This is a genomic window from Rhizobium sp. BK251 (assembly GCF_004345245.1).
Taxonomy (GTDB): domain Bacteria; phylum Pseudomonadota; class Alphaproteobacteria; order Rhizobiales; family Rhizobiaceae; genus Rhizobium.
Genome location: NZ_SLUQ01000005.1, coordinates 329183 through 354137, shown reverse-complemented (window position 1 = coordinate 354137; position 24955 = coordinate 329183). Strand labels below are relative to the sequence as shown.

Below are 24955 nucleotides of genomic sequence, written 5' to 3'. Positions count from 1 at the left end.
GAGTGCTGACAAATGGACATTTCAGAGATCCTCATTCCCGGGGACACGCCGGGTGTCGAGTGGCGGTTGCCGGTTTTTCGTTTCACGGGCAGCGACGCTGCGGCTCCGAAGGTCTATATCCAGGCGGCGCTGCATGCGAGCGAACTGCCGGGCACGGCATTGCTGCACTTTCTGCTGCAACGGCTCGAGCAGGCCGAGCGCGATGGCGCGGTTGCCGGCGACATCGTGGTGGTACCGCACGCCAACCCGATCGGCGCGGCGCAATGGCAGTATGGCGATCTCGAGGGTCGCTTCGACTTCGCCTCGCGCACCAACTTCAACCGCGACTTCCCGCTGATTTCGGCGCGCGACCGCGAGACGCTGCTCGACGACATCGATAGCTACCGGGCGACCGACCGGCTGAAGCGCCATCTCCTCCATATGGCGCTCGGAGCCGATCTGGTCCTCGACCTCCATTGCGATGACGAATCCCTGCAATACGCCTATATCGACGAAGCGTTCTGGCCGGAGGCGGAGGATCTTGCTGCCGCGCTCGAAATGGAGGCCGTTCTTCTTTCGGATGGCGAGAGCTCCGCCTTCGAGGAGGCTGTCGGCTTTGCATGGAAATATGCGGTGCCGGGCGAGAAGAAGACACCGCTGCCGGGCAAGCTCGCAGTTACGGTCGAGCTGCGCGGCACGCGCGACGTCTATCCGGAAATGGCCAGAAAGGATGCCGAAGGGCTCTGGCATTTCCTCGCCGTGCGCGGCGTCGTCAGCGACAGCAGCGTCAAGCTGCCTGCCTTTTCGGGCCCGGCCACGCCGCTCGACAATATCGAAATCGTCCGCACGCCCGCCGCAGGGACGATCCTGTTCCATCGCAATATCGGCGAGGTGGTGAACAAGGGCGATCTCCTCGCGACCATCATTTCGAAGCCAGGCTCGGCCGACGGTGCTACGGATGTTTTCGCGCCTCAGCTGGGACTGATCCTCACCCGCTTTTCCGGCCGCTTTGCGCGCGCTCGCGGCGATCTCATGAAAATCGTCTGCGACAGCCCAAGCGCCGCGGTTCGCAAGCCGGGCACGTTGGAGGACTGACGACAGCGATCGTCAGAAGCGGCCCGGCATGCGGCAGCGGGTCGCGATTGCGATCTGCATGGCGCTTGCCAGGAGTTCGCCGGTCTCGCGCGTGATCCTGACAAATGCGGAAAGCGTGACGGCAATCGCTCCAGACCTGTTGTTGGAAGGGGCGGCGGTCACCAATGATATGCCCTGTCGCATGATCGGCACTCCTTGCTCATGATCTTCAACGGACAACTCGTTCAGTATTATATATGTATCATACATACATATATATGTCAATTGCGATGGAGTTGAGAGCGATTTTCCGGTTAAGGTCCCATGAAGCCGATCGGGCAGCGGTCTTGCACGCAAGCCTGCTGATCACAGACGCGACAGACGACGTCCTGGTCGTCGCCAAGATCGACAAGCGCCGGCAGAAGCTTTTCGGCGAGCCTGCCAAGGAGTGCCGTTTCGGCCTCGTCAAGCTTGCCGACGGCACGCTCGATCACGGCGCGGCGCGCGGCAATGGATCTGCGAAAGAGCGCCTCGCCCGCCTCCGTAAGGTGCAGGGCCTTGGCGCGGCGGTCTCCTCCAAGCGCCTCCCCGCGCAGCACCAGGCCTTCCGCAACAAGGTGATCCACCAGACGCACCGTGGCGGAATGCGAAAGGGCGATAATGCGCCGCAGCGTTTCGATGGCCATGCCGGGTTCCGTGCCGATCTGGATGATCGCCGCGACGGCACTCGGCCCGAGACCTGTCTCCGCGCTGAAGGCCTTCTCCATCTTGTCGACGAGCGCCAGGCTCATCGCTCCGAAGATGTTTTCCAGCCTCAGCCTTTCGCTGTCTTCGCTCACGCCCATGATGCCTCCTATATGCATGGTGCATATATATGCCGACAACAGCCACGGGGAAAGCCGGCGCGCACGAAAGAAGCGTGCCGATCTGGCCTTCGAGCGCGAATTGACGCTAAGAAGGAGCAAATCTCGCAAGAAAAGGAATCGCCTTGTCCGTCACAATCTATGGCATCAAGAACTGCGACACGATGAAGAAGGCCCGGACATGGCTGGAAGACCATGGCATCGCCTACGCATTCCACGACTACAAGGCCGAGGGCATCGACCGGGCGCATCTTCAGCGCTGGATAGCCGAGGCAGGCTGGGAGACGGTGCTGAACCGCGCCGGCACGACATTCCGCAAGCTGCCGGATCCCGCCCGGGCGGACCTGAACGAAGACAAGGCGATCGCGCTGATGCTAGACCAGCCATCGATGATCAAGCGACCGGTCGTGGAAGCAGACGGCAAGCTCCTGATCGGCTTCAAGCCGGAAATCTACGCGGCATTTTTCACGACAGCCGCCTAGGGGAAGACCCATGTCCAAGACCACCCGCGCCACGCAGACGCTCACGGCTGCAAAGGTCGCCTTTACGGTGCACAGCTACGACTACGATCCGAATGCGGAACGGGTGGGGCTGCAGGCTGCCGAAGCCCTTGGTGAGGAGCCGCACCGCGTGCTGAAGACGCTGATGGCCGAGGTGGACGGCAAGCCAGTCTGTGTCGTCGTGCCGTCGGACCGCGAAGTCAGCATGAAGAAGCTTGCGAGCGCCTTCCGCGGCAAATCGGCCAACATGATGAAGCCGGCGGATGCGGAGCGGCTGACGGGCTACCATGTCGGCGGTATCAGCCCCTTCGGCCAGAAGAAGGCCGTTCCGACCGCCATGGAGGAGGCCGCGCTTGCCGAGGACTATGTTTTTATCAATGGCGGACAGCGCGGGCTGCAGGTGCGTCTCGCTCCGGGCGATGCACTTGCCGTCCTGAAGGCAGCGGCCGCTCCATTGATCGCCTGAGCCGACAAGCGGCTTCATTTTCGCCCCAAAGGCGCCTAGTCTCGACAGGCTCCTCTTTTCACCCCTCCAGAACGCAGGTTCATCATGACATTCATGCCTCCGAGCCAGAACCCCGTCGATCCCGTCCATCTGGAAAAACTTGCCGAAGTCGCCGTCAAGGTCGGGCTTCAGCTCCAGAAGGGCCAGGATCTGGTGATCACCGCGCCGGTCGTGGCACTTCCGCTCGTCCGGCTCATCACGAAGCATGCCTACATGGCGGGCGCCGGGCTCGTCTCGACCTTCTATGCCGACGAGGAAACGACGCTCGCGCGCTATGAATATGGTCCGGACGAAAGCTTCGACCGCGCTGCCGGCTGGCTCTATGACGGCATGGCCAAGGCCTATGCCAACGGCTCGGCCCGGCTTGCCGTTGCCGGCGACAATCCCATGCTGCTTTCGGCGCAGGACCCCGCCAAGGTCGCACGCGCCAACCGTGCCAACTCGGCCGCCTACAAGCCGGCCCTGGAGAAGATCTCCAATTTCGAGATCAACTGGAACATCATCGCCTATCCCAACCCGTCCTGGGCGAAGCTGGTCTTCCCGGACGATCCGGAGCCGATCGCAATCGCCAAGCTCGCCAAGGCGATTTTCGCGGCCTCTCGTGTCGACGTGCCCGATCCGGTCGCCGCCTGGGCGGAGCACAACGCCAACCTGCACAAGCGTTCCGCCTGGCTGAACGGCCAGCGCTTCGCCTCGCTGCATTTCCGCGGGCCGGGCACGGACCTGACGGTCGGCCTGGCGGATGGCCACGAGTGGATGGGCGGCGCCTCGACGTCCAAGCTCGGGATCGTCTGCAACCCGAACATTCCGACCGAGGAGGTCTTCACCACGCCGCACGCGCTGCGGGTCGAAGGCCATGTGTCGAGCACCAAGCCGCTGTCGCACCAGGGCACGCTGATCGACAATATCCAAGTCCGCTTCGAGGGCGGCCGGATCGTCGAGGCGAAGGCCTCGCGGGGCGAGGAGGTGCTGAACAAGGTACTGGATACGGACGAGGGCGCCCGCCGTCTCGGCGAAGTCGCGCTTGTTCCGCATTCCTCTCCAATCTCGGCGAGCGGCGTGCTGTTTTACAACACGCTCTTCGACGAGAACGCCTCCTGCCACATCGCGCTCGGCCAGTGCTATTCCAAGTGCTTCCTCGACGGCGCCAAGCTCTCGCAGGAGCAGATCAAGGCACAGGGCGGCAATTCCAGCCTCATCCACATCGACTGGATGATCGGTTCGGACAAGGTCGACATCGACGGCATCAAGCCGGACGGCTCGCGCGTGCCGGTCATGCGTCAGGGCGAATGGGCCTGAGGCAGACAGGCGGCGGCCACGGCCGCCGCTCTCTAGACACCCAACCGAGTTGACGGCTTTGTCAGCTAGGCGGCGGCATCATCGCCGCTGCTACCGGATCGAGCGCAGGGCGCGGCTGACCCGCTCGAGATGCGCCTTGCGCTTCGTCTCGGTGGCGCGATCCATGTCGTGCAGGCTGATCATTCGGAAGTTGAGGCCCTTGCCGCAGAAACTGGCGATGCCGCGTTTCAGAAGCCGGCGTACCGGATTTCCCATGTAGAGGTGCACGAGCCACCAGGGCGAGCCCGTGGTGGTAAGCGCCCAGAGCAACCGGATATTGGTGAGCCTCGGCACGATCCTGCCGCCGGAAAGATCGTGCGCGAAGGCGACATCAGGCGCAAAGACGCGGTCGAAGAAACCCTTGAGGATCGCCGGAAAATTGAACCACCACTGCGGAAAGACCAGGATCAGCCCGTCGGCGGCCCGAAGGCGCGAGACCATGCCTGCGACAGCCGAACTGTCATAGGGCACGTCGAAATAGCCGCGTCGCTCGGACGGCGAAAGGCGGGGATCGAAGTCCTCCCGGTAAAGATCGAGAAGATCGACCTTGTGGCCCTCGGCTTCCAGCGCTTCCCGCGCGGTACGCGCTACTGAGGCGGCGAAGCTGTCTTCGAGCGGGTGGGCAAGAACAAGCAGGATGCGCATGCCGGCGACCTTCCCTAGAACAGGCTTCCCTGCTTCGGTGGAGCAACAGGCGTTGCTGCCTTGCCAGGCTTCTTCCTCGCCGGGGGCGGGCCGCCGCCGGCTCCCGCAACGGCCGAGACGCGACCATCGGCGAATTCCAGTGACAGTGCCATACCCGGCGAAATCGCCTCAGCCTGGGAAAGGGGATTGTCATCTCCGTCGCGCACGACGGCATAGCCGCGCTTCAGGACGTTCTTGTAAGACAGCGACTGCAACACGCGATCCTGGGCGACGATCTCCGCCTTTGCACGAGCCAGTTGATGGCGGATCGCCGTATCCGCATGTCGTGCAAGACTGGCGAGCCGGTCTCGCGCCCGGGTCGTCTGCGCGGTCAGGCGGGCCGGGATATTGCGCAGCGATGCATCGGCGGCCGAAACGCGGCCGCGGTAACCCGAAACGGAGCGCTCGACCGTCCTCTCCGCCCGTGCTGCAAGGTCGGCAAGCCGCTGGCGCTTTTCGAGGATCGGCTTCGCAAGGACCTCCGGGCGAAGATGTGCGGCGGCGCGCTCGTAGGCCCGGCGCTTGTTGAGCGTATTGAGCTCCAGCCCGCGTCCGAGACCCGTTGCGGCCTCGTCGAAACGGCGGCGCGGAAGCGCCAGAAGCTGATCGAGCGAAGGAAGAGCGCGCAACAGGGCGCGGACCGACTGGCGCCGCTGATCCATGTGGCGATTGACGCTGCCCTGCAGGCGCGCAGACAGGTTTGCCACCTGCGCCTCGAGCTCCGCCTTTACCGGCACCGCCATTTCTGCGGCACCGGTTGGCGTCGGTGCACGCATATCGGCCGCGTAGTCGATCAACGTCCAGTCCGTCTCGTGGCCGACGGCGGAAATCAGCGGGATTTCGCTCGCGGCTGCCGCGCGCACGACGATCTCGTCGTTGAAGCTCCAGAGGTCCTCGAGGCTGCCGCCGCCACGCGCGACGATCAGCACGTCCGGCCGCGGGATTTGACCATTCCGCTCGAAGCCGTTGAAGCCCCGGATGGCGTTCGCCACCTCCTCGCCCGACCCCTCCCCCTGCACCTTCACCGGCCAGACGATGACGTGGACGGGGAAGCGGTCGGAAATGCGATGCAGGATATCGCGGATGACCGCGCCCGTCGGCGAGGTGACGACACCGATCACCTTCGGCATGAAAGGCAGGCGGCGCTTGCGGTCGGCATCGAACAGGCCCTCGGCCGAAAGCTTGCGCTTGCGCTCCTCGAGCAGCGCCATCAGCGCGCCGGCGCCGGCCGGCTCCAAGGTCTCGATGACGATCTGGTATTTCGACGAGCCCGGGAAGGTCGTCACCTTGCCGGTGGCGATGACTTCCATGCCCTCTTCCGGGCGGAACCTCAGCTTCGAGAAGGTGCCCTTCCAGATGACGGCATCGATCCGGGACCGGTCGTCCTTCAGCGAGAAATAGGCGTGGCCCGACGAATGCGGCCCGCGATAGCCTGAAATCTCGCCACGCACGCGCACCTGGTCGAAGGCGGTTTCCACCGTTCGCTTGATCGAGCCCGAGAGCTCGGAGACCGTGTATTCCGCCAGGTTGGACGGCGAATCATTCTCAAAGAAGCTGCTCATGCCTCCCTTTTAGCCGAAGCGTTCAGCAAGAGCAGCATGGTGAATTTCGGATAGCCGCGCGGGGATGATTTTTTCGTGTTGATGGCGCCAAGTGTGACGTTCGCGCCAAGATGCTGAACCGGGAAACGCGGCTTCTCAAGGGATGCCCGCTGGCGATATCGCCGCGCTCGTCTGGCCCCCGGCGGGATTTCTTTCGAACATGATAAATAGGCGGTGAACCGAGAGCGCCATTTGGGGCCCCGGATGGCCTCTAGTGGGGGCCGAGGCCCTATTTCAGACCATCCACACACCGGGACGTCAGCGCCGCAATTTCCTCCGATAAACCTTTCTTAGCAGGCTTGTGCCATAGTGATTGCAAAGAATTCCAACAGGGAGACTGCGGCGTGATCCTCATCACTGCCATGACGACAGGCATCTTTACCGGGGCGATGCGCTCGGCCTTTTCGGTCGCGCTCGTTGCCGCCCTGATCTGCCTCAGCTTTGCCGCCGCGGCGGCGGTTTCCCCGGGCCCAGTCTCCATCCTATCGCTTGCCGTCGCGATTGCAGGGTACAATGCCGGCCTCATCGCGTTCTTCGGCGCGCTGATCGCCTTCGATCGCCGGCGCACTGCCTGATCTCGGAAAACTAGAGGCTTCCCGGACGATCCTTCGCCGAGTTATCAGTCTTTCTATCTGACTGGCGGGTTGAACAGAAACAGCTGCAGGTCACCCGATGCCGGCGTGCCGCGCACCTGCTGAAGGTAGCCGGGTATCCTGCCCCGCAGCAGGTCCGCGTAGAGGCCATGCGGCTCCAGCCTGGATAGCCTGACTGTCTGCGCGTCGCTCGGGCAGAAGGCGATGATGGTGACTCCCGCACCACGCAGGAACGCCTCCGCCTCGCGGGGCTCGGCCAGGCCGATGTGCAGCTCCGTCAGCATGCCGCCCTGATTGCGGTGATAGGGTGCAGAAAGCGTCCGGTGGCCGGTGAAGCGCAGGATCGGCACGCCAAGTTCCGAGGAAGCCGCAACGACACCCGTCGGCAGGCTTGCAAGCTGCGCCAAGGCCTCGCGCGAGGTGCACGATTCCTGTTTCTTCGAGGTCGGCGGGTTGGTGGCTGCGAGAAGGTTTTCCAGATTCGAGTTCGCGAGTGCGCCGCCGACGGCCCATACGGCCGGCACCGAGATCAGCGTCGCGAGCACGTAAAGGAAGGCCGCTCCCATATCCTCCGGGTCACTGTTGGAGATGCGCCTGAGATCGGCGAGCAGCAGGGCGAGCGGAATGACCGCCAGAAGGTTTGAGATGGCGGAGCCGCGCACCTGGACCACAGCGATGCCGTAGCTGACGAGCAGCAGCGCAAGCATGATGCCATGTACCCGCACCTTCTCCCCGCGCCGGATGCGGAACAGGCAGACGGCAATCGCAAAGAGCCCCGGCATATAGAATGTGCCAAGGGAGGTAGCATCATGACGGCTGAGCGCGAGGAAGGACTGGGCCTCTACGATGCCGTTCAGCCAGAGCTCGACAAGCATCGGGTCAAGATTGGCGAGCGGTCCGCGCAGGCACTGCGGCGCGAGCACGACCGCGGCTGCAAAGGTAGCGGCGCCGATCCCTCCCAGCATGCCGAAACGGTAAATGCGCGGCAGGCGGCTTGCGGCCGCGGCGGCAGCCAGGAGCCCGCCGCCGAGAGCCGTCAGGCTGTAGTAGCCGAGCGAGAGATTGTCGCAGGTGACGGCAGAATAGAGGCGCGGCGGAACGGTCAGGAAGAAGAAGGCCGAGATTGCGATCGTGATCGAAAGGCCGAATGCGCGGGTCGCGGCCTTCATGGTCGCCCCCTCCCATGCCCAGAGCACGGCGACGATCAGGCAGAGTGCGGCCACGAAGGGCGTGGTCTCAGCGCCGACCGCGATCGCCAGCGCTGCCGCCAGGCCCGCAATCGCAAAACTGGTGGCGCGCCGGCGTTCATCCAGCACCATGGCCGTCATCACAGCGACAAGGCCGAGCTGGACGTTGTGGTGATCGATGCCGCCGGGCGCGAAACGGCTGCTGGTGGCAATCATGAGAGCCGTCAGGCCGAGGCTGATATGCATACCGGCAAGGCCACCGGCACGGCGACCGGCAAGCGCCATGCCAGCGAGCAGCGGAATGACCAGAGAAAGCGGCCAGACGGCGAGAGCGACGGCTTCCGCCTTCTCCGGCGCGAGGAAGAGCCCGAAGAAGGAAATGAGGTTGGCGATCGGCAGATCGACCAGCCGCGACCAGTGCATCAGCGTACCGCCTTCGAGGCCGAGGCGGTATTGCGTCAGGTCGAACCATCCCTGGCCGGCGAGCAGGTCGCGCACCTCCATGAGCCGCATGCCGTCGTCATTGTCGCTGCCGACATAATCAGTGGCATTCGGGAGGGACAGGGCGAGTATGACGCCGATCACGACGAAGCTATAGACCGCGACGGATGGCAGAAGGCGCTGCCAGAAAGCGAATTTCTCGCTCCTCACCAATCTCGCGGGTCTGCCCGCGATCTCTGCCATGTCGGTCATGTCGTCGGCCCATCATCCGATTGAACAGGCCGCATGTTAGCGACAGGCGATCAAGAAAAGGTAAAACCGACGGCGGTGAGCAAGCGACGGGCCAAGTCTCGATGTTCCTAGGGCATTGTTAACGGCCGCGGGCGTAAGCTTGTTCTAATTTTCCTGTTCCGAGTGTAAATCATGCCTGAGACCTGGTCCGACAATCTCGACATCGCGGTACTCCTGCCGTGCTACAACGAAGCGGCAACGATCGACGCAGTCGTGCGCGGCTTCCGCGCCGCTCTGCCGCAGGCACGCATCTTCGTCTACGACAACAACTCGACGGACGGGACGGCGTTGCGAGCGATGCTTGCCGGCGCGACCGTCATGCGCGAGCGGCGGCAGGGCAAGGGCCATGTGGTGCGGCGCATGTTTGCCGATATCGACGCCGACATCTACGTCATGGCCGACGGCGACGGCACCTATGGGCCCGAAGACGCCGAGGAACTGGTCAGGACCCTGCTGACGGAACGGGCGGACATGGTCGTCGGCAACCGGCGCGGCGTCCATGACGATGCCGGCCGGCAAGGACATGCCTTCGGCAACCGCATCTTCAACACACTTTACAGAGCGATCTTCGGCGCCGACTTCAGCGACATCTTCTCCGGCTACCGCGCCTTCTCGCGCCGTTTCGTCAAGAGCTTCCCGGCGGTCTCCGCCGGCTTCGAGATCGAGACCGAGATGTCGGTGCACGCCTCGCGGCTGAAACTGCCGGTCAACGAGCTTGAACTCGACTACGGCCGCCGGCCGCAGGGGTCCCATTCGAAGCTTTCGACATTCAAGGACGGCGCAAAAATCCTTTGGATGTTCGCCATGCTGGCCAAGGAGACAAGGCCCTTTGCCTTCTTCAGCGTGTTGAGCGCGCTCTTCATGACGACAAGCCTCAGCTTCATGACGCCGGTGCTCGTTGAATATTTCGAGACGGGACTTGTCGCCAGGATGCCGACCTGGGTGCTTTCCATGGCACTGATGATGATTTCGATTATGATGTTCACGGCCGCAGTCATTCTCGACTCCGTGGCGCGGTCGAGGGCGGAACATCTGCGTATCCAGTATCTGAACGCCGGCGCCGACCGCCGCAGCCACGGGGCTGACGGGAAGGCACCGCGCAAACAGAGCGATCAGATCGGCCAACGGTCGGCGCCCGATGGGACAACGGGCGCAGGCGGCAGTAACGGATAACCGCCTCGGCAATCGCACCTGCGACTGCCGATGTAAGCCGGGCGATGGTCAAAGGGTGCGGAACCGCAGACAGAGGCATCGGGTTGCCGCCTTGGGCGGCCGATCCAGAGGGGGATTTGCGATGATGAGATTTCTTCGCTTTGTCGGGGTTTCCGCACTGGGCTTCGCGGTCGACGCGGTCGTGCTTTATGTCATCGTCAGCGTCACGGCCTTCGACGCCTTTTCCGCCCGCGCGGCAAGTCTTACGATCGCGGTCATCGTCATGCTGGGGCTTATCCGGCTGCCGAGCTTCGCCAAGCGCTATGTCTACGAAATCGGGCGCGTCGGGCTGGCGGTCATCGTGGTGATCACCGCGATTCTCAACTATGCGCTCTATGCGGCGCTGCTCTTCGCAGCGCCATCCCTGCAGCCGCTGACGGCGCTGGTCATTGCCACCGCCGCCGCCTTCATCTTCAGCCTCGCCTGCTATTTCCGCCTGAATTCCAAGCGGTGAGGCCGGCCGTCAGACCGTCTCCCAGCCGTCCTTTTCGCTGGCGCGATAGATCGCATCGATGACGCGCTGGTTCAGCTTCGAGCTTTCCAGGCTTACGACTTCCTCCTGCTCGCCGCTTGCAGCGCGGGCAAAGGCCTCAGCTTCACACTTGTACTGGCGGCTGTCCGGGAAGCGGAAGAACTGCGATTCCGAATGGTTTCGATTTGTGAGCTCGAGTTCCTCGGCGCCGTAGCGATCGGCGTTGAAGGGCGACTTGACCTCGATGAAGCCGTCCGTTCCGTGGAACACCATCACCTGGCGGTTTGCCATCTGCGTCGAGATGTAGAAGGTCATCTCGAAGCCGCCGAAATCTGCCTTCACGCTCGAATAGATGTCCGTGCCGAATTCCGGATCGCGCTCGGTGACAGCCTGGATGCGCAGCGGCTCGTGGCCGGTGACAAAGCGCGTGCTGATCGTCGGATAGACACCGATATCCGGCAGGCCACCGCCACCGAGGCTCGGAATGTTGCGCATGTTGCCGGGGTCGCGGTTGAAATAGGTGAAGGCGCCCTGCACGTGGCGGAGGCGGCCGATCGCGCCATCGGCGATCAGCGAGCGCACCTTCTTCCAGACCGGCGTGTAGGTGACCATGTAGGCTTCCGTCACCAGGACATTGTTGCGGTCACGCGCAGCAATCAGGCTGTCGATCTCCGCGGCCTTCAGTGCGATCGGCTTCTCGCAGAGCACATGCTTGCCGGCATCCGCCGCCTTGATCGTCCATTCGACATGCTGGGACGTCGGCAGCGGGATATAGACGGCATCGATCAGGTCGGACGCCAGCATTTCCTCATAGGAACCAAAGGCATGCGGAACGGAGAAGCGGTCCGCCATTTCGCGGGCGCGGGCAAGCTCGCGGCTCGCGACGGCGGTGACGACGCAGTTTTCCGCATCCTGGATGGCCGGCACGACCAGCTCACGGCCGATTTTCGCCGTCGACAAAATTCCGAAGCGCAACATGATAAATCTCCTCAACCAAAATTCGGCGCAACCATATTCAGCCGCCAGGGGCTGCGCAATGGCGACACACTATTTCACCGAAGTTTGGTTTCCATGTGCCCGCGAAAGTCGTAAATGAAAATAGCGGCACTCGCTGCTTCGCCTGCTTCATTTATTCAATTCATTCGGGAGAGAGCGATGACCCTGCGCAAGCTCGGCAAGACCGGCATTTCCATTGCCCCGATCGTCTTCGGCGGCAATATCTTCGGCTGGACCGCCGACGAGAAGACTTCCTTCGCGCTGCTGGACAAGTTCTTCGATGCCGGTTTCAACACGATCGATACGGCGGACGTTTATTCCGCCTGGGTGCCGGGCAACAAGGGCGGCGATTCCGAAGAGATCATCGGCAGGTGGCTGAAGCAGGGCCGCGTCGCGCGCGACAAGGTGATCATCGTCACCAAGGTTGGTTCCGAGATGGGCCCCGGCAAGAAGGGCCTCAAGGCGAGCTATATCGCCCAGGCCGTCGAGGCTTCGCTGCGGCGGCTGCAGACCGACCATATCGACCTCTACCTTTCCCATTGGCCGGACCCGGATACACCTTACGAGGAGACCCTCGGTGCCTATGCCCGCCTCAAGGAACAGGGAAAGATCCGCGCGATCGGCTGTTCCAATCTCGATGCCCAGCAGCTCCAGGATTCATTCGATGCGGCAAGGAAGGCCGGGCTGCCGCGCTATGACGTGCTGCAGCCGGAATACAATCTCTACGACCGGGCAGGCTTTGAAGGCGCTCTTGCCGATCTCTGCGTCAAGGAGGATATCGGCGTCATAACCTATTTCAGCCTTGCGGCGGGCTTCCTCTCCGGCAAGTATCGCACGAAGGCGGATACGGAGGGCCGGGCACGCGAGGGCCGCGTTTCCAAATATCTCGACGACAAGGGCCTGCGCATTCTGGCCGCTCTCGACAAGGTTGCCGCCGAGACCGGCGCGAAGCCGGCCGAAATCGCGCTTGCCTGGCTGTTGCGCAAGCGGGGAGTGACTGCCCCCATCGCCAGCGCCACCAGCCTGACCCAGCTGGATGCGCTCATCAATGCGGCAAACCTCACCCTGTCCGACGAAGCAATGGCACTTCTCGACAAGGCAGGTGCATGAGACGACTTGCAGGAGGGAGCTGAGCAATGACGGTGGTGATCCGCGATGCCCGTTTGGAGGACGAGACCCGCTGGCGCAAGCTCTGGGCCGACTACCTTGCCTTCTACCAGGTCGGGATCGACCCTGATATCACCGACCTGACGTGGCGCCGGGTCTTCGATCCAGCCTCCACGATCTTCATGCGGGTTGCGGAGGCCGACGGCAACGTCGTCGGCTTCGCCCTCGGCCTCACGCATGAGGGGACATGGATCCGCTCGCCCGATTGCTATCTGGAGGATCTCTTTGTCGATCCGGATGCGCGCGGCAAGGGCATTGGTCGGGCGTTGATGGACGATCTCGTTGTCCTCTGCAAGGCAAACGGCTGGGCTCGCCTCTACTGGCACACCAGCGAGGACAACGAGACGGCGCGGCGGCTCTACGACAGCTATGTCGAGACCGACGGCCATATCCGCTACCGCATCAGCTTTTGAGCGCCGGAAAGCCTTCGTAGAAGGCGGAGTGGTCTCCGCTCCAATTGGCCATGCCGGGCTTGGTCAGCATGCCGCGCGGGGCGACATAGCTCTGGATGACGCGGCGGGGTCGCTCGTGCCACTGGATGTTGAAGGCCCAGAGCTTCGGGAAGAACCAGAGCGAGGCATAGGGAAGGTGGTCGTGAACCCACCATGCGAGCTTCTGCCAGTCGCCTTCATGACGGTGGTTGTCGATGAGCCACGGCACGACGATGCAGGCGGTCGCGCCCATGCAACCGTCGAAATCCCGCAGATCCCAGATATGGTCCGCGGCCGTCGAAGCATTTGAGGAGCAGTTAAGCCCGTTCCTGTTGCCGAAGGCATTGACTTCGGCCGAGCGATAACCCGAGCGGATATGCAGCCGGCCGAACGTCTTCTGCAATGGCTCCAGCAACTCCTCGCAGAGCCTGCGGCCTGCCTCGACCGCAAGATCCGGATCGTCCGGTATGTTGGGGATGCGATAGAAATCGGCGATCTCCGAATGCAGAAAATCGCGCAGGAAGAAGTTTTCCGACAGCCGCAAGCGGCCGAGGTCCTCCAGTCCCTTCATCGAAGCCGGTCTTCTCATCGCATCTCCCTTCAAGCGCCTAGGCGGGGAATCCAATCACAACGGCGAAGCCTCCGCCACAAAATCACAGCATCGCGGAACAATCCAAGACCCCGTCGCTTCTCTAGAAGTCCACGTTCGATGTGGCGTCCACCCGAAAACAAGGAGAGGAAGCATGGCCAAGGAAAAGAATCTGGAAGACCTGTTCTACGATACACTGAAGGACATCTACTACGCCGAGCGGCAGATCGTGAAAGCCCTGCCCAAAATGGCACGCGGGGCACAATCCGCCGAGCTCAAGGCCGCCTTCGAGAAGCACCGCGAAGAGACGGAAGGCCATGTCGAACGGCTTCAGCAGGTCTTCGAACTGATCGGCAAGCGCGCCCAGGGCAAGACCTGCGAGGCAATCCAGGGCATTCTCGCCGAGGGCGAGGAAATCCTGGAAGAGTTCAAGGGCACGCAGGCCGTCGATGCGGGCCTGATTTCGGCGGCCCAGGCCGTGGAGCACTACGAGATGGCCCGCTACGGCACTCTGAAGACCTGGGCCCAGATGCTCGGTCACAAGGAGGCCGTCGCCCTGCTAAACCAGACTCTGCAGGAAGAGGGCAAGACGGACCAATCCCTCAGCAAGCTTGCGACGACCGTCGTAAACCAGAAGGCGGCTGCGTGAGCGAGGCACTCCAATGGCGGCCGGCGGGTGCCGGTCGCCTGAGGATTGCCAACGGCGAGTGGAGGCGGAGGGACTGGGAGATGGCCGAGAGTTTTTCCCTTCGCAGGCGCGCAGGGAAAACCGGCCGAAAGTCTTACAACTATTAGATTAACCTGAAATATTCACCCCGAGGACCTTCAATATTAGAGGGCGAACGCTAATGTAGGCCTTTGAAATGGAGGCTTTTATGGCATTGGGCAGGCAGGGTGGCAGCAATGGGTCGCGAGGCGATCTCGCGGCGATAGAGGGACGCATGCTCGTGCTCGAGGTGGTCGCCATGACCTCCCTCGCCATGGTCCTCGACACTTCCGACGAAGGCAATGCCAGGATTGGCAAGGGCGTGCTCAACCTCATACAGGAGGCTGTAGAGAACAAGTGCAGGGAGATGGGCGTCTCCCCGACCACCGCCGATGTCGCACAGTCCTATGTCGAGGAACTTGTCTCGACCGCCCTTGAGACGCTCTACCCGAAGCAGCATTAGAGTTCCACGATCCCCACTGCTTGGCGGGAAAGCGGAGCGCTACTATCTCTTGGATGAACGGAGACGAGGAGTTCAAGAAATGTCCGAGGCAAAGGAAATTGAAGCCGTCGTTCACCTCTACGTCGAGGGCATGACCTTTGCGAATGAAGCCGCGATGCGGAAGGCCTTTCATCCGCGCGCGGCAATCGTCGGCAATTACGACGGCGCTTTGGAGTGGCTGTCGCGCGACGAATTCATCAAGGCGGTCGCCGAAGAAGGCGGCGCGGAGCCGGGCACCCAGCCATACATGGATATTCAGATCATCGACATCGCCGGCGATGCCGCAAACGTAAAGGTCGTGGACGAATTCGCAGGAGCCCGCTTTACCGACTACCTTTCGCTGCTGAAGGTCGACGGACGATGGGCGATCATCCACAAGGTCTACTACCTGCAGGGACAAGCCCGGCCGTCGTAAGGGCCGGGCCGATTTTTCGGCATTCAATCCTCAGGCGCGCAGCACACCGCCCGTGAACTTCGCGACGCTCGCGACGATCTTCTGCGTCAGCGCGTCGAAGTCCTCGTCGGTCAGCGTACGCTCGGCCGGCTGGATCTGGACTTCGATTGCGACCGACTTCTTGCCTTCGCCAAGCGAAGCACCCTCGAAGACGTCGAAGACGTTGACGGCGGTCACCAGCTTGCGGTCGGCCCCCGAAGCCGCCTTGACGATGGCGCCCGCTTCCACGTTGCGATCGACCACGAAAGCAAAGTCGCGCTTCACCGCCTGGAAGGGCGAGAGCTCGAGCGGCGGCTTGGTGCGGGTGGCTTTCTTCTTCGGTTCCGGCATCACATCGAGGTAGATCTCGAAGCCGCAAAGCGCGCCGGCGACATCGAGCGCCTCGAGCGTCTTCGGATGGAACTCGCCGAAATAGCCGAGAACAACCTTCGGGCCCATCTTGATCGTGCCGGAACGGCCGGGATGGTACCATGCCGGACCGCCCTGCTCGATCTGGATGTTGCCCGTCGGGAGGCCGCAAGCCTCGATGACGGCGAGCGCATCGGCCTTGGCGTCGAAGACGTCGACCGGCTTGCCGCCGCCCTTCTGCGCATTCAGCCACATGCGGCCGGCGCCGGCGAGGGATTCGGTGCCGCGGCGAACGCCGCCGGCAACACGGCGCTGGCCTTCGGGCCTGTCGTTTTCATAGGTACCGGACACCTCGAAGATCGCGACGTCGCCGTAACCCTTGTCGGCGTTGCGCTGGACGGCAGTCAGGAGACCGGGCAGCAGAGAGGGCCGCATGTCCGACATGTCGGCTGCGATCGGATTGGCAAGCTTCAGCGCCTCGGAACCGCCGCCGAAGAGCTTTGCCTGGTCTTCCGCGATGAAGGACCAGGTGACGGCCTCCAGCATGCCGCGTGCGGCAAGCGCGCGCTTGGCGATACGGGTGCGGATCTGCAGCGTCGTCAGGATCTTTCCGTTGACCGCTGCATGGCCTTCAAGCGGCGTCGGCCTGATGTTGTCGACGCCATGGATACGCATGATCTCTTCCACGAGATCGGCCTTGCCGTCCACGTCCGGGCGCCACGAAGGAACGCTAACGGAAACCCGATCGCCGGAACCGGAAACCTTGAAGCCCAGGCGGGTCAGGATCGTGTTGCTTTCCTCGGTCGAGACTTCCAGCCCCGTCAGGCGCTTGACCTCGGAATAGGGGAAGTCGACAATCTTCGGCTCATAGCCCTTGTAGCCCACGACTTCTGCCTTGGCGGGCGTGCCGCCGCAGAGTTCGAGAACCAGTTCCGTCGTGCGCTCGAGGCCAGGGACCATGTATTCCGGATCGACGCCACGCTCGAAGCGGTAACGCGCATCGGTGATGATGCCGAGGCCACGACCGGATTTGGCAATGTTCATCGGATCCCAGAGAGCGGATTCGATCAGCACGTCCCGGGTATTCTCGTCGCAGCCGGAATGTTCGCCGCCCATGATGCCGCCGATGGACTCGACGCCATCTTGATCGGCGATGACGACGTTGTTCGGCCCGAGCTTGTATTCGCGCTGGTCGAGCGCCAGAACACTTTCGCCCGCCGCCGCACGACGGACAGTCAGGTTGCCCTTCACCTTGCCAGCGTCGAAGACGTGCATCGGCCGACCCTGGTCGAAGGTCATGTAGTTGGTGATGTCGACCAGCGCATTGATGGGGCGAAGACCGATCGCGATCAGCCGTTGCTGCATCCAGCGCGGGCTCGGCCGATTGTTGACGCCGCGCACGAGGCGGAGCGCAAAGCCGGGGCAAAGCTTCTCGTCATCGAGGTCGAGCTTCACCTTCACGGTGGTCTCGCCGTCGACGGCAAAGGACGGAGCGGTCCGCGTCTTCAGCGTGCCGAGGCCGGAGGCGGCAAGATCGCGCGCGATGCCATGGACGCTGGTGCAATCCGGCCGGTTCGGCGTCAGGTTGATCTCGATGACGGGATCGTCGAGATGCGCATAGGCGGCGTAGCTCGTGCCGACCGGCGCATCCTCCGGCAGGTCGATGATGCCGTCGTGATTGTCGGAGATCTCCAACTCCTTCTCGGAGCACATCATGCCGCGGCTTTCGACACCACGGATGTTGCCGACCGCAAGCGTCACGTCGATGCCGGGAACATAGGTGCCGGGCGCCGCGAATGCGCCGACGAGGCCGGCGCGCGCGTTCGGTGCGCCGCAGACGACCTGCACCGGAGCGCCCTGCCCCGTATCGACCATGAGCACCTTCAGGCGATCGGCCTGTGGATGCTTCTCGGCGGAGAGCACCTTGGCGATGACGAAGGGCCTGAACGCCGCCTTGTCGTCGACATCCTCGACCTCGAGCCCGATCGCCGTCAGGCGCTCGCAGATCTCATCGAGCGCGGCATCTGTTTCGAGATGTTCCTTCAGCCAGGAGAGCGTGAATTTCATTGTCCTATCCTCCCTTACGCGCTCAGACCGCCGAACAGCGTCGGCACGTCCAGCGGGCGGAAGCCGTAATGCGTCATCCAGCGGACGTCGGCGTTGAAGAAGTCGCGCAGGTCGGGCATGCCATATTTCAGCATGGCGATGCGATCGAGCCCCATACCCCAGGCAAAGCCCTGATATTCATCGGGATCGAGGCCGCCATAGCGCAGTACGTTCGGATGCACCATGCCGCAGCCGAGGATCTCCATCCAGTCGGTGCCCTCGCCGAACTTCACGATCGGCCCCGAACGGTCGCACTGGATATCGACCTCGAAGGAGGGCTCCGTGAAGGGGAAGAAGGACGGCCGGAAGCGCATGGTCACGCTATCGACCTCGAAGAAGGTCTTGCAGAACTCCTCCAGCACCCAGCGCATGTTGGCGACGTTTGCCTTCCGGTCGACGACGAGGCCCTCGACCTGATGGAACATCGGCGAATGGGTGGCATCGCTGTCCTGGCGGTAGGTCTTGCCGGGAATGATGATGCGGATCGGCGGCTTCTGCGCCTCCATGGTGCGGATCTGCACCGGCGAGGTGTGGGTGCGCAGCACCTTTCGCTCACCCTTCTCGTCCGGATTGAAGAAGAAGGTGTCGTGCATCTCGCGCGCCGGGTGACCCTCGGGGAAGTTCAGCGCCGTGAAATTATAGTAGTCGGTCTCGACGTCGGGGCCTTCCGCTATCGCAAAGCCCATGTCGCCGAAGATCGCGGTGATCTCGTCGACGATCTGGCTGATCGGATGGATGCGGCCGCGCTCGGCCGGCGAGGAGCGGACCGGCAGCGAAACATCGACGGTCTCGGCCTTCAGCCGTGCGTCGATCGCCGCCTCGCGAAGCTCCGACTTACGCGCGTTGACCGCCTCGGTGACCTCGTTCTTCAGCGCGTTGATGGCCGCGCCGCGTGTCTGCCTCTCATCGGGCGACATGCTGCCGAGCGTCTTCAGGAGATCGGAAACCGATCCCTTCTTGCCGAGGGCCGCAACTCGCACGGCCTCGATCGCCGGCTCGTCGCCAGCGGCGGCGATCTCCGTCAGAAGCGATGATTTCAGCGTATCGAGATCGGACATATCTCTTCTTCTTTTCTTCAGGGGCGGGGCAGGTTCAGGCACCGGACGGCGCGGGGAGCGTAGAGAAAGAAAAACCCGCGCCAGCCCAACCAGCGCGGGTTTCCCAATTTGATGAAGTGCAAAGCTTGGGAAGCGCTGGCTTAGTTGACCGCGCTTTCAAACTCGTTCTTCGTACCGGCGTCCTTGAGGTAGTCCAACGCCTTCTTTGCAGCAGCAACCAGGGCGCCGAACGCTTCCGGCTCATGGATCGCCATGTCGGAAAGGACCTTGCGGTCGACTTCGATGCCGGCCTTGTTCAGACCGTCAATGAAGCGGCCGTAGGTGAGGCCGAATTCGCGGACAGCGGCGTTGATGCGCTGGATCCAGAGAGCGCGGAAATTGCGCTTGTTAACCTTGCGGTCGCGATAAGCGTACTGCTTGGAACGGTCCACGGCCGCCTTTGCGGCGCGGATGGTGTTCTTGCGGCGGCCGTAGAAGCCCTTGGCAGCCTTCAGAACCTTCTTGTGCTTGGCGTGGGCGGTGACGCCTCTTTTTACGCGTGCCATGTCATGATCTCCTTAATCTTGAAGCGTGTCGCGAAAAGTCTCAGAGACCGTTCGGCAAGTAGTTCTTGATCACCTTGCGGCCATCGGGTTCTGCAAGAACCATGGTGCCGCGGGCGTCGCGAATGAACTTGTTGGTACGCTTGATCATGCCATGGCGCTTGCCAGCGGCGGCGGCCTTGACCTTGCCGGTCGCGGTGATCTTGAACCGCTTCTTGGCAGAGGACTTCGTCTTCATCTTGGGCATTTTGCTACTCCTTCCGTACCCCTCGCGCGCTTTATCAAAAAAGCCCTCCTGCGGGGCCGTTTCCGGTCTTCGCAAAAGGCGCGGGAGCGTTTGTTGTTGATCTGTGGCGACGGCGACGAACCGTTCCACAAGCATTCTGAACCGCCACGGCATGCCCTGCCGGTCGGTTCGGACGCGCGCTTATAACCGCAGTGCTGGAAAAGTGCAACGGGCAAGCCGGCGGAATTTGCCGCCGCTGCCACCTGCCTGTTCCGGCGCCGCATCGCTCCTTATTCCTGTTCGGGTCACGGAAACGAGGGAGCGGGCAAAAACAAAAAAGCCGTCGCGACGGACGGCTCCCGTGCTGACGAGATCCTGCTTATGCCTTCGGCGCCAGGACCATCATCATCTGGCGGCCCTCGAGCTTGGGCTCGGCTTCCACCTTGGCGATCTCCTGCGTGTCTTCCTTGACCTGCTGCAGAAGCTTCATGCCGAGTTCCTGGTGGGCCATTTCGCGGCCGCGAAACTTCAGCGTGACCTTGACCTTGTCGCCTTCTTCGAAGAAGCGGCCGATCGCCTTCATCTTCACCTCATAATCATGGGTGTCGATGTTCGGGCGCATCTTGATTTCTTTGACTTCGACGATCTTCTGCTTCTTGCGCGCCTCGGCGGCCTTCTTCTGGTTGGCATATTTCAGCTTGCCCAGATCAAGGATCTTGCACACTGGCGGCTCAGCATTTGGGGAGATTTCCACCAGGTCGAGGCCGGCCTCCTCTGCCATTCTCAATGCCTGGTCCGTGGCGACAACGCCCATATTCTGTCCATCAGCCGCGATCAGCTGAACTTTCGGTATGCGGATTTCCCGATTGGAACGCGGCCCTTCCTTGACGGGCGCGTCGGCTTTAAAAGGTCTGCGAATGGTCGTATTCTCCTCGAATTGTTTCGAAATAGTCGCAGCCGCGCTGTCCCGCCGGTGCAACTGGCGGAAATGTCGGTATTGCTGCGCTGAAGTCAATAGCATGGTTTATTGGAAAAATCACCTCCTGTCAGCCGCAGGACGAATCTGATTTAAGAGCCTGCGCCGCAACAGGAGTACGCCCCATGGCCGAAGCATCGAGCACGCCCGAACCCAGCTTCATCACCATCGGCGCCGGCGACCAGGCAAGATCGATCGCGATGCTGGTGCGCAAGGCTCGCGATGACGTCAGCGGCCCGACGCTCGTCTGGCTTTCGGGCTATCGTTCCGACATGGCGGGCACGAAGGCGGTGGAACTTGACGCGTTTGCCGAAAGGGAGGGGCTTGCCTCCATCCGTTTCGATTATTCGGGCCACGGCATTTCCGGCGGCCAGTTCACGGACGGCACGATCTCGCGATGGTTGGAGGAGGCACTCGGCGTCGTCGGCCACGCCGCGCCGCAGCGCATCGTCCTCGTCGGCTCGTCGATGGGCGGCTGGATCGCGCTTCGGCTCGCACAGGAGCTGCGCAAGCAGCCGAATGGCCCCAGGGTCGAAGGCATGGTGCTTATCGCACCGGCACCGGATTTCACCTACGAACTGCTTGAACCCGAGCTTTCCGATGCCGAACGTTCCTCGCTTGCCGAGCGCGGCTATTTCGAGGAGGTGTCGGAATACAGTCCGGAGCCGAACATCTTCACGCGCGCCCTTATTGAAGACGGCCGTGACAATCTCGTCCTCAAGGGGATCATCGAAACCGGTTGCCCCGTCCATATCCTCCAGGGCATGCAGGACGCCGACGTTCCCTGGTCGCACGCGCTGAAGCTCCTGGAGCACCTTCCCGCCGACGACGTAATACTTACTCTCGTGCGCGACGGCGACCATCGCCTCTCGCGTCCGCAGGACCTCGAGCGCATGCTCGATGCCGTCTCCGCGCTTGTCATTCGTTAACGGCGGGCTGTACATTCGCTGACGGCGCGCGGCACCAATTGCGCGAAATTCGGCCCAAACGACCGACTTTTGCGGGTTGTCCCGGGATTAGGTAGCATTTTAACCATATTTTCTGTAGGCATCCGTTAACACTTAAGTAACGATTGACTTCCTTTCCCATACATTCTTAACTCTTTGTTAAGGTCGGGGGTCACAGAAGGGAAGCGGCGTGCAGTTCAAGGGTGTTCTGTTGGCCATTACGGCCGTCTTTGTTATGTCTGCGGCGGCAACGCCGGCTCTTACAAAAAGCCAGTCAATGATCACCGGAAGCGGCACATCGCAGCCGATTGGTCATTATCAATTCTGTCAGTCGCACCGTTTCGAGTGCGGCCCGAACCGCAACACGCTTCCCGTAAAGATGACCGCTGGCAAATGGGCGACCGTTCGCTCCGTTAACTCGTCAGTCAATTCTTCCATTACTCCGATGACGGACAAGGAAATCTACGGTCGCGACGAAGTGTGGGCCTATCCCACGACCGCCGGCGACTGCGAGGATTTCGCGCTCCTGAAGCGCAAGCGACTGATCCAGCAGGGCTTTTCGGCGGCGGATCTCCTGATCACCGTGGTTCGCAAGCCCGATGGCGAAGGCCACGCGGTCCTGACGCTTCGCACGGCAGAGGGGGACTATGTCCTCGACAACCTCAACAATGCCGTCAAGCCCTGGTCCGAGACGCCGTATACCTTCATCAAGCGGCAGGCGAGCGCCAATTCCGGGCGTTGGGTCACGATCCAGAATGGCCGTGACGTTCTGGTCGGCGCTCTGAGATAAGGCACCACTGCAGCAAATTCGGAAAGGCCGGCGGTTCGCCGGCCTTTTCGTTTTGTGGGATTTCATGCGCGGCACCATATCCCGGCCCCTCGCTTCGACCCAGGGCGTTCGGCGCTGCAATCGATTGCTCGGGCTGCGCCCGATCGCGCCTCACCCATTGCCGATCAGAACGCCGGCGGCCAGGACGAGCGAACCGCCCACCACCACCTGGAAGGCCGCGCGAAGGAAGGGCGTCTCCATGTACTTGTTCTGGATGAAGGCGATTGCCCAGAGTTCGAAGAAGACGATGACCGCAGCGGTAATGGTTGCGGTCCAGAATTGCGGGATCAGATAGGGCAGCGCGTGCCCGAGCCCGCCAAGCGTCGTCATTATACCGCAGGCGAGGCCCCGCTTGACCGGCGAGCCGCGCCCGGAAATCTTGCCGTCGTCATGGGCGGCCTCGGTGAAGCCCATCGATATGCCGGCGCCGACAGAGGCCGAGAGGCCGACGAGAAAGGTCTGCCAGGTGTCCTGCGTCGCGAAGGCGGCGGCAAAGATCGGCGCGAGCGTCGATACCGAGCCGTCCATGAGGCCAGCAAGCCCCGGCTGGACATAGGTGAGAACGAACTGGCGACGCGCAGTCTCATCCTCGTCCTTCTTCACGTCATCCGGCCTGTGTTTTTCACCGAGCATCCTGGCAATATCCTCATGCCCCTGCTCCGCCAGCGCAAGATCGCCCAGAAGTTGCCTGGTCGAGGCATCCGACGTCCTCTTTGCTGCCTCGACATAAAAGCGATAGGCCTGCTCCTCCATTGCCTCCGCTTCTTCCCGCATCGCATCCAGGGAGAGGTTGTTGCGCAGCCAATCGGGCTTGCGCTCGTAGAAGCCCTGAACATGCTCCCTGCGGATCAGCGGTATCCGCTCGCCGAAGCGCTGGCGGTGGATCTCGATCAGCGACTTTCGGTGGGTATCCTCCACCTCGGCCATGTCCTCGAAGACCTTGGCGGATTGCGGATACTTGCCGCGCAGGCTATCGGCATAGGCGAGGTAGATGCGCGCGTCGTCCTCCTCGGAGGCGATTGCCAGTGCAAGAATCTCCTGCTCCGACAAAGACGAAAATGAACGTTTCGACGACCTGAAAAAGCGCGCCAGCATAATGAAATCTCCACATTTAGAATTATTCTAAATCTAAAGTGCAGCACTGCTTCGGTCAAGCGCTGACCCCCGCCGAATTGACAGATTGACGCAACAGGATTGCGAAGCCTTGGGTCCGGCGGAAAACTGCCTATATTCGGCGGCAATTGGCACTGCCGGGAGCACATTACATGGATAGGGAATTGTCGGGCCGCGCCGCCCATGTCGCCGAAATCCGCGAGCGTGCGGAAGCGGACATGCAACGGATCGGCGTCGACGCCGCCTTCATCGGGACGATGGTCGAGACCTTCTACGGCCGCATCCAGGCCCATCCGCGCCTCGGCCCTGTCTTCGATGGCAGGCTCTCCGGCCGCTGGCCCGACCACCTGGAAAAGATGAAGCGCTTCTGGTCGTCGATCGCCTTTCGCAACGGCGCCTATGGCGGCAAGCCTGTACAGGCGCATTTCGGCGTTGAGGGCCTGGCGCCTGAGCTCTTCAGCGAATGGCTGGCGCTGTTTTCCGCCACGCTGGACGACATCGCACCTTCGCGGGAAGCCCGGGACTGGTTCATGGTAACCGCTGAGCGCATCGCCAAGAGCCTTACGCTCTCGCTCTTCTACAATCCGGCGCTGGATGATCCGCTGCGCAAGCCGGCCTGAATATGCCTAAGGAGAGTGCCTAGGCTGCCCGCACTCGCTTGTTCTAAAGGCTTTTGCCGGCAGCGAGAATCTCTTCGGCTTCCTCCCGCGCCATGGCGAAGATCTTCCGGCCGATGTCGAGGCTGAAGCCGGTTCTTGCGAAAGCCGAAAGCTCCTTCGCACTGCGCTTTTCATCCAGTTCGCCGCGACGGAACGGGCCGAAGGCACGTTTGCGCGCCATCACGACGGCAGCGACAAGATCGTCGACATTTTCCAAAGCCTCTGACGCGATATCGGCCGAGACCCCTTTCTGCGACAGCCTCTGCGCGATCATGCGCCTGGATCTGCCGCTATTGACGCCCGATCGCGTGCTCATGGCCGCGAAGGCCGCGTCATCAAGCGCCTTCTGATCGTAGGCGAACTTGACGGCCGCATCCGCGAGTGCCCTCACCTGCGCCTCGCTGATCTCCTCGAACTTCTGCCGTGCCTTCCGCGTGATCGCGTCGAAGAGCTGCTTCTCCGTCATCATGCGCCGCTCCAGGCGATAGATGGTGGAGTTGCGCGCCCAGGAGAGCATGCGAGCCGTCGGCGTGTCGGATTGAGCCGTCTCGTCCGTCACAGGGTCG

29 protein-coding genes are annotated in these 24955 nt (G+C 62.3%); 15 read left to right on the top strand and 14 right to left on the bottom strand.

The window, feature by feature from the left end; genetic code table 11:
• The first annotated feature begins 12 nt into the window (after positions 1-12).
• Positions 13-1074, top strand: coding sequence for a succinylglutamate desuccinylase/aspartoacylase family protein (locus tag EV286_RS14530; protein WP_132957846.1), 1062 nt, complete (start codon positions 13-15; stop codon positions 1072-1074).
• Between the two features lie 12 nt (positions 1075-1086).
• On the opposite strand, the gene EV286_RS31960 is transcribed toward EV286_RS14530, so the two are convergent.
• Both EV286_RS31960 and EV286_RS14525 read right to left on the bottom strand, forming a co-directional pair.
• Positions 1087-1257, bottom strand: a complete 171-nt coding sequence (locus tag EV286_RS31960; protein ID WP_165932846.1) for a hypothetical protein — start codon at positions 1255-1257, stop codon at positions 1087-1089.
• A gap of 110 nt (positions 1258-1367) precedes the next feature.
• Complete coding sequence (locus tag EV286_RS14525) at positions 1368-1898, bottom strand: MarR family transcriptional regulator (protein ID WP_245500709.1); 531 nt, start codon at positions 1896-1898, stop codon at positions 1368-1370.
• A 143-nt stretch (positions 1899-2041) separates the two neighbouring features.
• Between EV286_RS14525 and EV286_RS14520 the strand changes: the two genes are divergently transcribed.
• The 3 genes from EV286_RS14520 to EV286_RS14510 all read left to right on the top strand — a co-directional run bounded on the left by EV286_RS14520 (position 2042) and on the right by EV286_RS14510 (position 4220).
• Positions 2042-2398, top strand: coding sequence for an ArsC family reductase (locus tag EV286_RS14520; protein ID WP_132957845.1), 357 nt, complete (start codon positions 2042-2044; stop codon positions 2396-2398).
• Between the two features lie 10 nt (positions 2399-2408).
• The gene (gene ybaK, locus EV286_RS14515; protein ID WP_132957844.1) at positions 2409-2882 is read left to right on the top strand and encodes a Cys-tRNA(Pro) deacylase; all 474 of its coding nucleotides are present in this window, start codon (positions 2409-2411) and stop codon (positions 2880-2882) included.
• An 84-nt stretch (positions 2883-2966) separates the two neighbouring features.
• Positions 2967-4220, top strand: a complete 1254-nt coding sequence (locus EV286_RS14510) for an aminopeptidase (protein ID WP_132957843.1) — start codon at positions 2967-2969, stop codon at positions 4218-4220.
• A gap of 90 nt (positions 4221-4310) precedes the next feature.
• Here EV286_RS14510 and EV286_RS14505 read toward each other — a convergent pair whose 3' ends face one another.
• Positions 4311-4904 (bottom strand): NAD(P)H-dependent oxidoreductase, encoded by a 594-nt coding sequence (locus EV286_RS14505; protein ID WP_132957842.1) that lies wholly within the window; start codon positions 4902-4904, stop codon positions 4311-4313.
• Positions 4905-4918: 14 nt separating this feature from the next.
• Positions 4919-6505, bottom strand: coding sequence for an exodeoxyribonuclease VII large subunit (gene xseA / locus EV286_RS14500; protein WP_132957841.1), 1587 nt, complete (start codon positions 6503-6505; stop codon positions 4919-4921).
• Positions 6506-6888: 383 nt separating this feature from the next.
• On the opposite strand from xseA, the gene EV286_RS14495 reads away from it, so the two are divergent.
• Entirely contained in the window at positions 6889-7119 is a 231-nt protein-coding gene (locus EV286_RS14495; protein ID WP_132957840.1) for a hypothetical protein, read from the top strand.
• Positions 7120-7172: 53 nt separating this feature from the next.
• Here EV286_RS14495 and EV286_RS14490 read toward each other — a convergent pair whose 3' ends face one another.
• Positions 7173-9017: a hypothetical protein gene (locus EV286_RS14490; RefSeq protein ID WP_132957839.1), complete on the bottom strand. Its 1845-nt coding sequence runs from the start codon at positions 9015-9017 to the stop codon at positions 7173-7175.
• A 171-nt stretch (positions 9018-9188) separates the two neighbouring features.
• Here EV286_RS14490 and EV286_RS14485 point away from each other — a divergent pair, with 171 nt between their 5' ends.
• On the top strand, positions 9189-10229 hold the full coding sequence (locus EV286_RS14485) for a glycosyltransferase (RefSeq protein ID WP_132957838.1): 1041 nt from the start codon (positions 9189-9191) through the stop codon (positions 10227-10229).
• A 121-nt stretch (positions 10230-10350) separates the two neighbouring features.
• Positions 10351-10722: a GtrA family protein gene (locus EV286_RS14480; protein WP_132957837.1), complete on the top strand. Its 372-nt coding sequence runs from the start codon at positions 10351-10353 to the stop codon at positions 10720-10722.
• 9 nt (positions 10723-10731) lie between these two features.
• On the opposite strand, the gene EV286_RS14475 is transcribed toward EV286_RS14480, so the two are convergent.
• A complete protein-coding gene (locus EV286_RS14475; protein WP_132957836.1) occupies positions 10732-11718 on the bottom strand; it encodes a Gfo/Idh/MocA family oxidoreductase in 987 nt (328 codons plus the stop codon).
• A 177-nt stretch (positions 11719-11895) separates the two neighbouring features.
• On the opposite strand from EV286_RS14475, the gene EV286_RS14470 reads away from it, so the two are divergent.
• Positions 11896-12846, top strand: a complete 951-nt coding sequence (locus EV286_RS14470) for an aldo/keto reductase (RefSeq protein WP_132957835.1) — start codon at positions 11896-11898, stop codon at positions 12844-12846.
• Between the two features lie 26 nt (positions 12847-12872).
• On the top strand, positions 12873-13316 hold the full coding sequence (locus tag EV286_RS14465; protein ID WP_132957834.1) for a GNAT family N-acetyltransferase: 444 nt from the start codon (positions 12873-12875) through the stop codon (positions 13314-13316).
• Here EV286_RS14465 and EV286_RS14460 read toward each other — a convergent pair.
• Positions 13306-13923, bottom strand: coding sequence for a hypothetical protein (locus tag EV286_RS14460; RefSeq protein ID WP_132957833.1), 618 nt, complete (start codon positions 13921-13923; stop codon positions 13306-13308). The genes EV286_RS14465 and EV286_RS14460 overlap by 11 nt on opposite strands.
• 154 nt (positions 13924-14077) lie before the next feature.
• Here EV286_RS14460 and EV286_RS14455 point away from each other — a divergent pair, with 154 nt between their 5' ends.
• The 3 genes from EV286_RS14455 (at position 14078) to EV286_RS14445 (ending at position 15546) form a co-directional block, all read left to right on the top strand.
• A complete protein-coding gene (locus EV286_RS14455) occupies positions 14078-14572 on the top strand; it encodes a ferritin-like domain-containing protein (protein WP_132957832.1) in 495 nt (164 codons plus the stop codon).
• A 226-nt stretch (positions 14573-14798) separates the two neighbouring features.
• Positions 14799-15092: a hypothetical protein gene (locus tag EV286_RS14450; RefSeq protein ID WP_132957831.1), complete on the top strand. Its 294-nt coding sequence runs from the start codon at positions 14799-14801 to the stop codon at positions 15090-15092.
• 79 nt (positions 15093-15171) lie between these two features.
• On the top strand, positions 15172-15546 hold the full coding sequence (locus EV286_RS14445) for a nuclear transport factor 2 family protein (RefSeq protein WP_132957830.1): 375 nt from the start codon (positions 15172-15174) through the stop codon (positions 15544-15546).
• Between the two features lie 30 nt (positions 15547-15576).
• On the opposite strand, the gene pheT is transcribed toward EV286_RS14445, so the two are convergent.
• The 5 genes from pheT to infC form a co-directional block, all read right to left on the bottom strand.
• The gene (pheT, locus tag EV286_RS14440) at positions 15577-18000 is read right to left on the bottom strand and encodes a phenylalanine--tRNA ligase subunit beta (protein WP_132957829.1); all 2424 of its coding nucleotides are present in this window, start codon (positions 17998-18000) and stop codon (positions 15577-15579) included.
• Between the two features lie 14 nt (positions 18001-18014).
• Positions 18015-19097, bottom strand: coding sequence for a phenylalanine--tRNA ligase subunit alpha (gene pheS / locus EV286_RS14435; protein ID WP_132957828.1), 1083 nt, complete (start codon positions 19095-19097; stop codon positions 18015-18017).
• 140 nt (positions 19098-19237) lie between these two features.
• Entirely contained in the window at positions 19238-19642 is a 405-nt protein-coding gene (rplT, locus tag EV286_RS14430) for a 50S ribosomal protein L20 (RefSeq protein WP_132957827.1), read from the bottom strand.
• A 40-nt stretch (positions 19643-19682) separates the two neighbouring features.
• On the bottom strand, positions 19683-19886 hold the full coding sequence (rpmI, locus tag EV286_RS14425; RefSeq protein WP_003570998.1) for a 50S ribosomal protein L35: 204 nt from the start codon (positions 19884-19886) through the stop codon (positions 19683-19685).
• A gap of 358 nt (positions 19887-20244) precedes the next feature.
• Positions 20245-20784, bottom strand: a complete 540-nt coding sequence (infC, locus tag EV286_RS14420) for a translation initiation factor IF-3 (protein ID WP_132958066.1) — start codon at positions 20782-20784, stop codon at positions 20245-20247.
• 182 nt (positions 20785-20966) lie between these two features.
• On the opposite strand from infC, the gene EV286_RS14415 reads away from it, so the two are divergent.
• A complete protein-coding gene (locus EV286_RS14415) occupies positions 20967-21770 on the top strand; it encodes an alpha/beta hydrolase (protein ID WP_132957826.1) in 804 nt (267 codons plus the stop codon).
• 208 nt (positions 21771-21978) lie between these two features.
• Positions 21979-22578, top strand: coding sequence for a transglutaminase-like cysteine peptidase (locus tag EV286_RS14410; RefSeq protein ID WP_132957825.1), 600 nt, complete (start codon positions 21979-21981; stop codon positions 22576-22578).
• Between the two features lie 150 nt (positions 22579-22728).
• Here the strand turns inward: EV286_RS14410 and mbfA are convergent, their stop codons facing one another.
• Positions 22729-23712 (bottom strand): iron exporter MbfA, encoded by a 984-nt coding sequence (mbfA, locus tag EV286_RS14405; RefSeq protein ID WP_132957824.1) that lies wholly within the window; start codon positions 23710-23712, stop codon positions 22729-22731.
• 170 nt (positions 23713-23882) lie between these two features.
• Here mbfA and EV286_RS14400 point away from each other — a divergent pair, with 170 nt between their 5' ends.
• Positions 23883-24350, top strand: a complete 468-nt coding sequence (locus EV286_RS14400; protein ID WP_132957823.1) for a truncated hemoglobin — start codon at positions 23883-23885, stop codon at positions 24348-24350.
• A 43-nt stretch (positions 24351-24393) separates the two neighbouring features.
• Here the strand turns inward: EV286_RS14400 and recX are convergent, their stop codons facing one another.
• On the bottom strand, positions 24394-24948 hold the full coding sequence (gene recX / locus EV286_RS14395; protein WP_132957822.1) for a recombination regulator RecX: 555 nt from the start codon (positions 24946-24948) through the stop codon (positions 24394-24396).
• Positions 24949-24955: the final 7 nt, after the last annotated feature.

What these genes read in the sequence shown, in the direction of transcription:
- EV286_RS14530 (WP_132957846.1), top strand. Translation starts at nt 13, where the DNA reads ATGGACATTTCAGAGATCCTCATTCCCGGGGACACGCCGGGTGTCGAG.
- EV286_RS31960 (WP_165932846.1), bottom strand. Translation starts at nt 1,257, where the DNA reads ATGCGACAGGGCATATCATTGGTGACCGCCGCCCCTTCCAACAACAGG.
- EV286_RS14525 (WP_245500709.1), bottom strand. Translation starts at nt 1,898, where the DNA reads ATGGGCGTGAGCGAAGACAGCGAAAGGCTGAGGCTGGAAAACATCTTC.
- ybaK (WP_132957844.1), top strand. Translation starts at nt 2,409, where the DNA reads ATGTCCAAGACCACCCGCGCCACGCAGACGCTCACGGCTGCAAAGGTC.
- EV286_RS14510 (WP_132957843.1), top strand. Translation starts at nt 2,967, where the DNA reads ATGACATTCATGCCTCCGAGCCAGAACCCCGTCGATCCCGTCCATCTG.
- EV286_RS14505 (WP_132957842.1), bottom strand. Translation starts at nt 4,904, where the DNA reads ATGCGCATCCTGCTTGTTCTTGCCCACCCGCTCGAAGACAGCTTCGCC.
- xseA (WP_132957841.1), bottom strand. Translation starts at nt 6,505, where the DNA reads ATGAGCAGCTTCTTTGAGAATGATTCGCCGTCCAACCTGGCGGAATAC.
- EV286_RS14490 (WP_132957839.1), bottom strand. Translation starts at nt 9,017, where the DNA reads ATGACCGACATGGCAGAGATCGCGGGCAGACCCGCGAGATTGGTGAGG.
- EV286_RS14485 (WP_132957838.1), top strand. Translation starts at nt 9,189, where the DNA reads ATGCCTGAGACCTGGTCCGACAATCTCGACATCGCGGTACTCCTGCCG.
- EV286_RS14480 (WP_132957837.1), top strand. Translation starts at nt 10,351, where the DNA reads ATGATGAGATTTCTTCGCTTTGTCGGGGTTTCCGCACTGGGCTTCGCG.
- EV286_RS14475 (WP_132957836.1), bottom strand. Translation starts at nt 11,718, where the DNA reads ATGTTGCGCTTCGGAATTTTGTCGACGGCGAAAATCGGCCGTGAGCTG.
- EV286_RS14470 (WP_132957835.1), top strand. Translation starts at nt 11,896, where the DNA reads ATGACCCTGCGCAAGCTCGGCAAGACCGGCATTTCCATTGCCCCGATC.
- EV286_RS14465 (WP_132957834.1), top strand. Translation starts at nt 12,873, where the DNA reads ATGACGGTGGTGATCCGCGATGCCCGTTTGGAGGACGAGACCCGCTGG.
- EV286_RS14460 (WP_132957833.1), bottom strand. Translation starts at nt 13,923, where the DNA reads ATGAGAAGACCGGCTTCGATGAAGGGACTGGAGGACCTCGGCCGCTTG.
- EV286_RS14455 (WP_132957832.1), top strand. Translation starts at nt 14,078, where the DNA reads ATGGCCAAGGAAAAGAATCTGGAAGACCTGTTCTACGATACACTGAAG.
- EV286_RS14450 (WP_132957831.1), top strand. Translation starts at nt 14,799, where the DNA reads ATGGCATTGGGCAGGCAGGGTGGCAGCAATGGGTCGCGAGGCGATCTC.
- EV286_RS14445 (WP_132957830.1), top strand. Translation starts at nt 15,172, where the DNA reads ATGTCCGAGGCAAAGGAAATTGAAGCCGTCGTTCACCTCTACGTCGAG.
- pheT (WP_132957829.1), bottom strand. Translation starts at nt 18,000, where the DNA reads ATGAAATTCACGCTCTCCTGGCTGAAGGAACATCTCGAAACAGATGCC.
- pheS (WP_132957828.1), bottom strand. Translation starts at nt 19,097, where the DNA reads ATGTCCGATCTCGATACGCTGAAATCATCGCTTCTGACGGAGATCGCC.
- rplT (WP_132957827.1), bottom strand. Translation starts at nt 19,642, where the DNA reads ATGGCACGCGTAAAAAGAGGCGTCACCGCCCACGCCAAGCACAAGAAG.
- rpmI (WP_003570998.1), bottom strand. Translation starts at nt 19,886, where the DNA reads ATGCCCAAGATGAAGACGAAGTCCTCTGCCAAGAAGCGGTTCAAGATC.
- EV286_RS14415 (WP_132957826.1), top strand. Translation starts at nt 20,967, where the DNA reads ATGGCCGAAGCATCGAGCACGCCCGAACCCAGCTTCATCACCATCGGC.
- mbfA (WP_132957824.1), bottom strand. Translation starts at nt 23,712, where the DNA reads ATGCTGGCGCGCTTTTTCAGGTCGTCGAAACGTTCATTTTCGTCTTTG.
- EV286_RS14400 (WP_132957823.1), top strand. Translation starts at nt 23,883, where the DNA reads ATGGATAGGGAATTGTCGGGCCGCGCCGCCCATGTCGCCGAAATCCGC.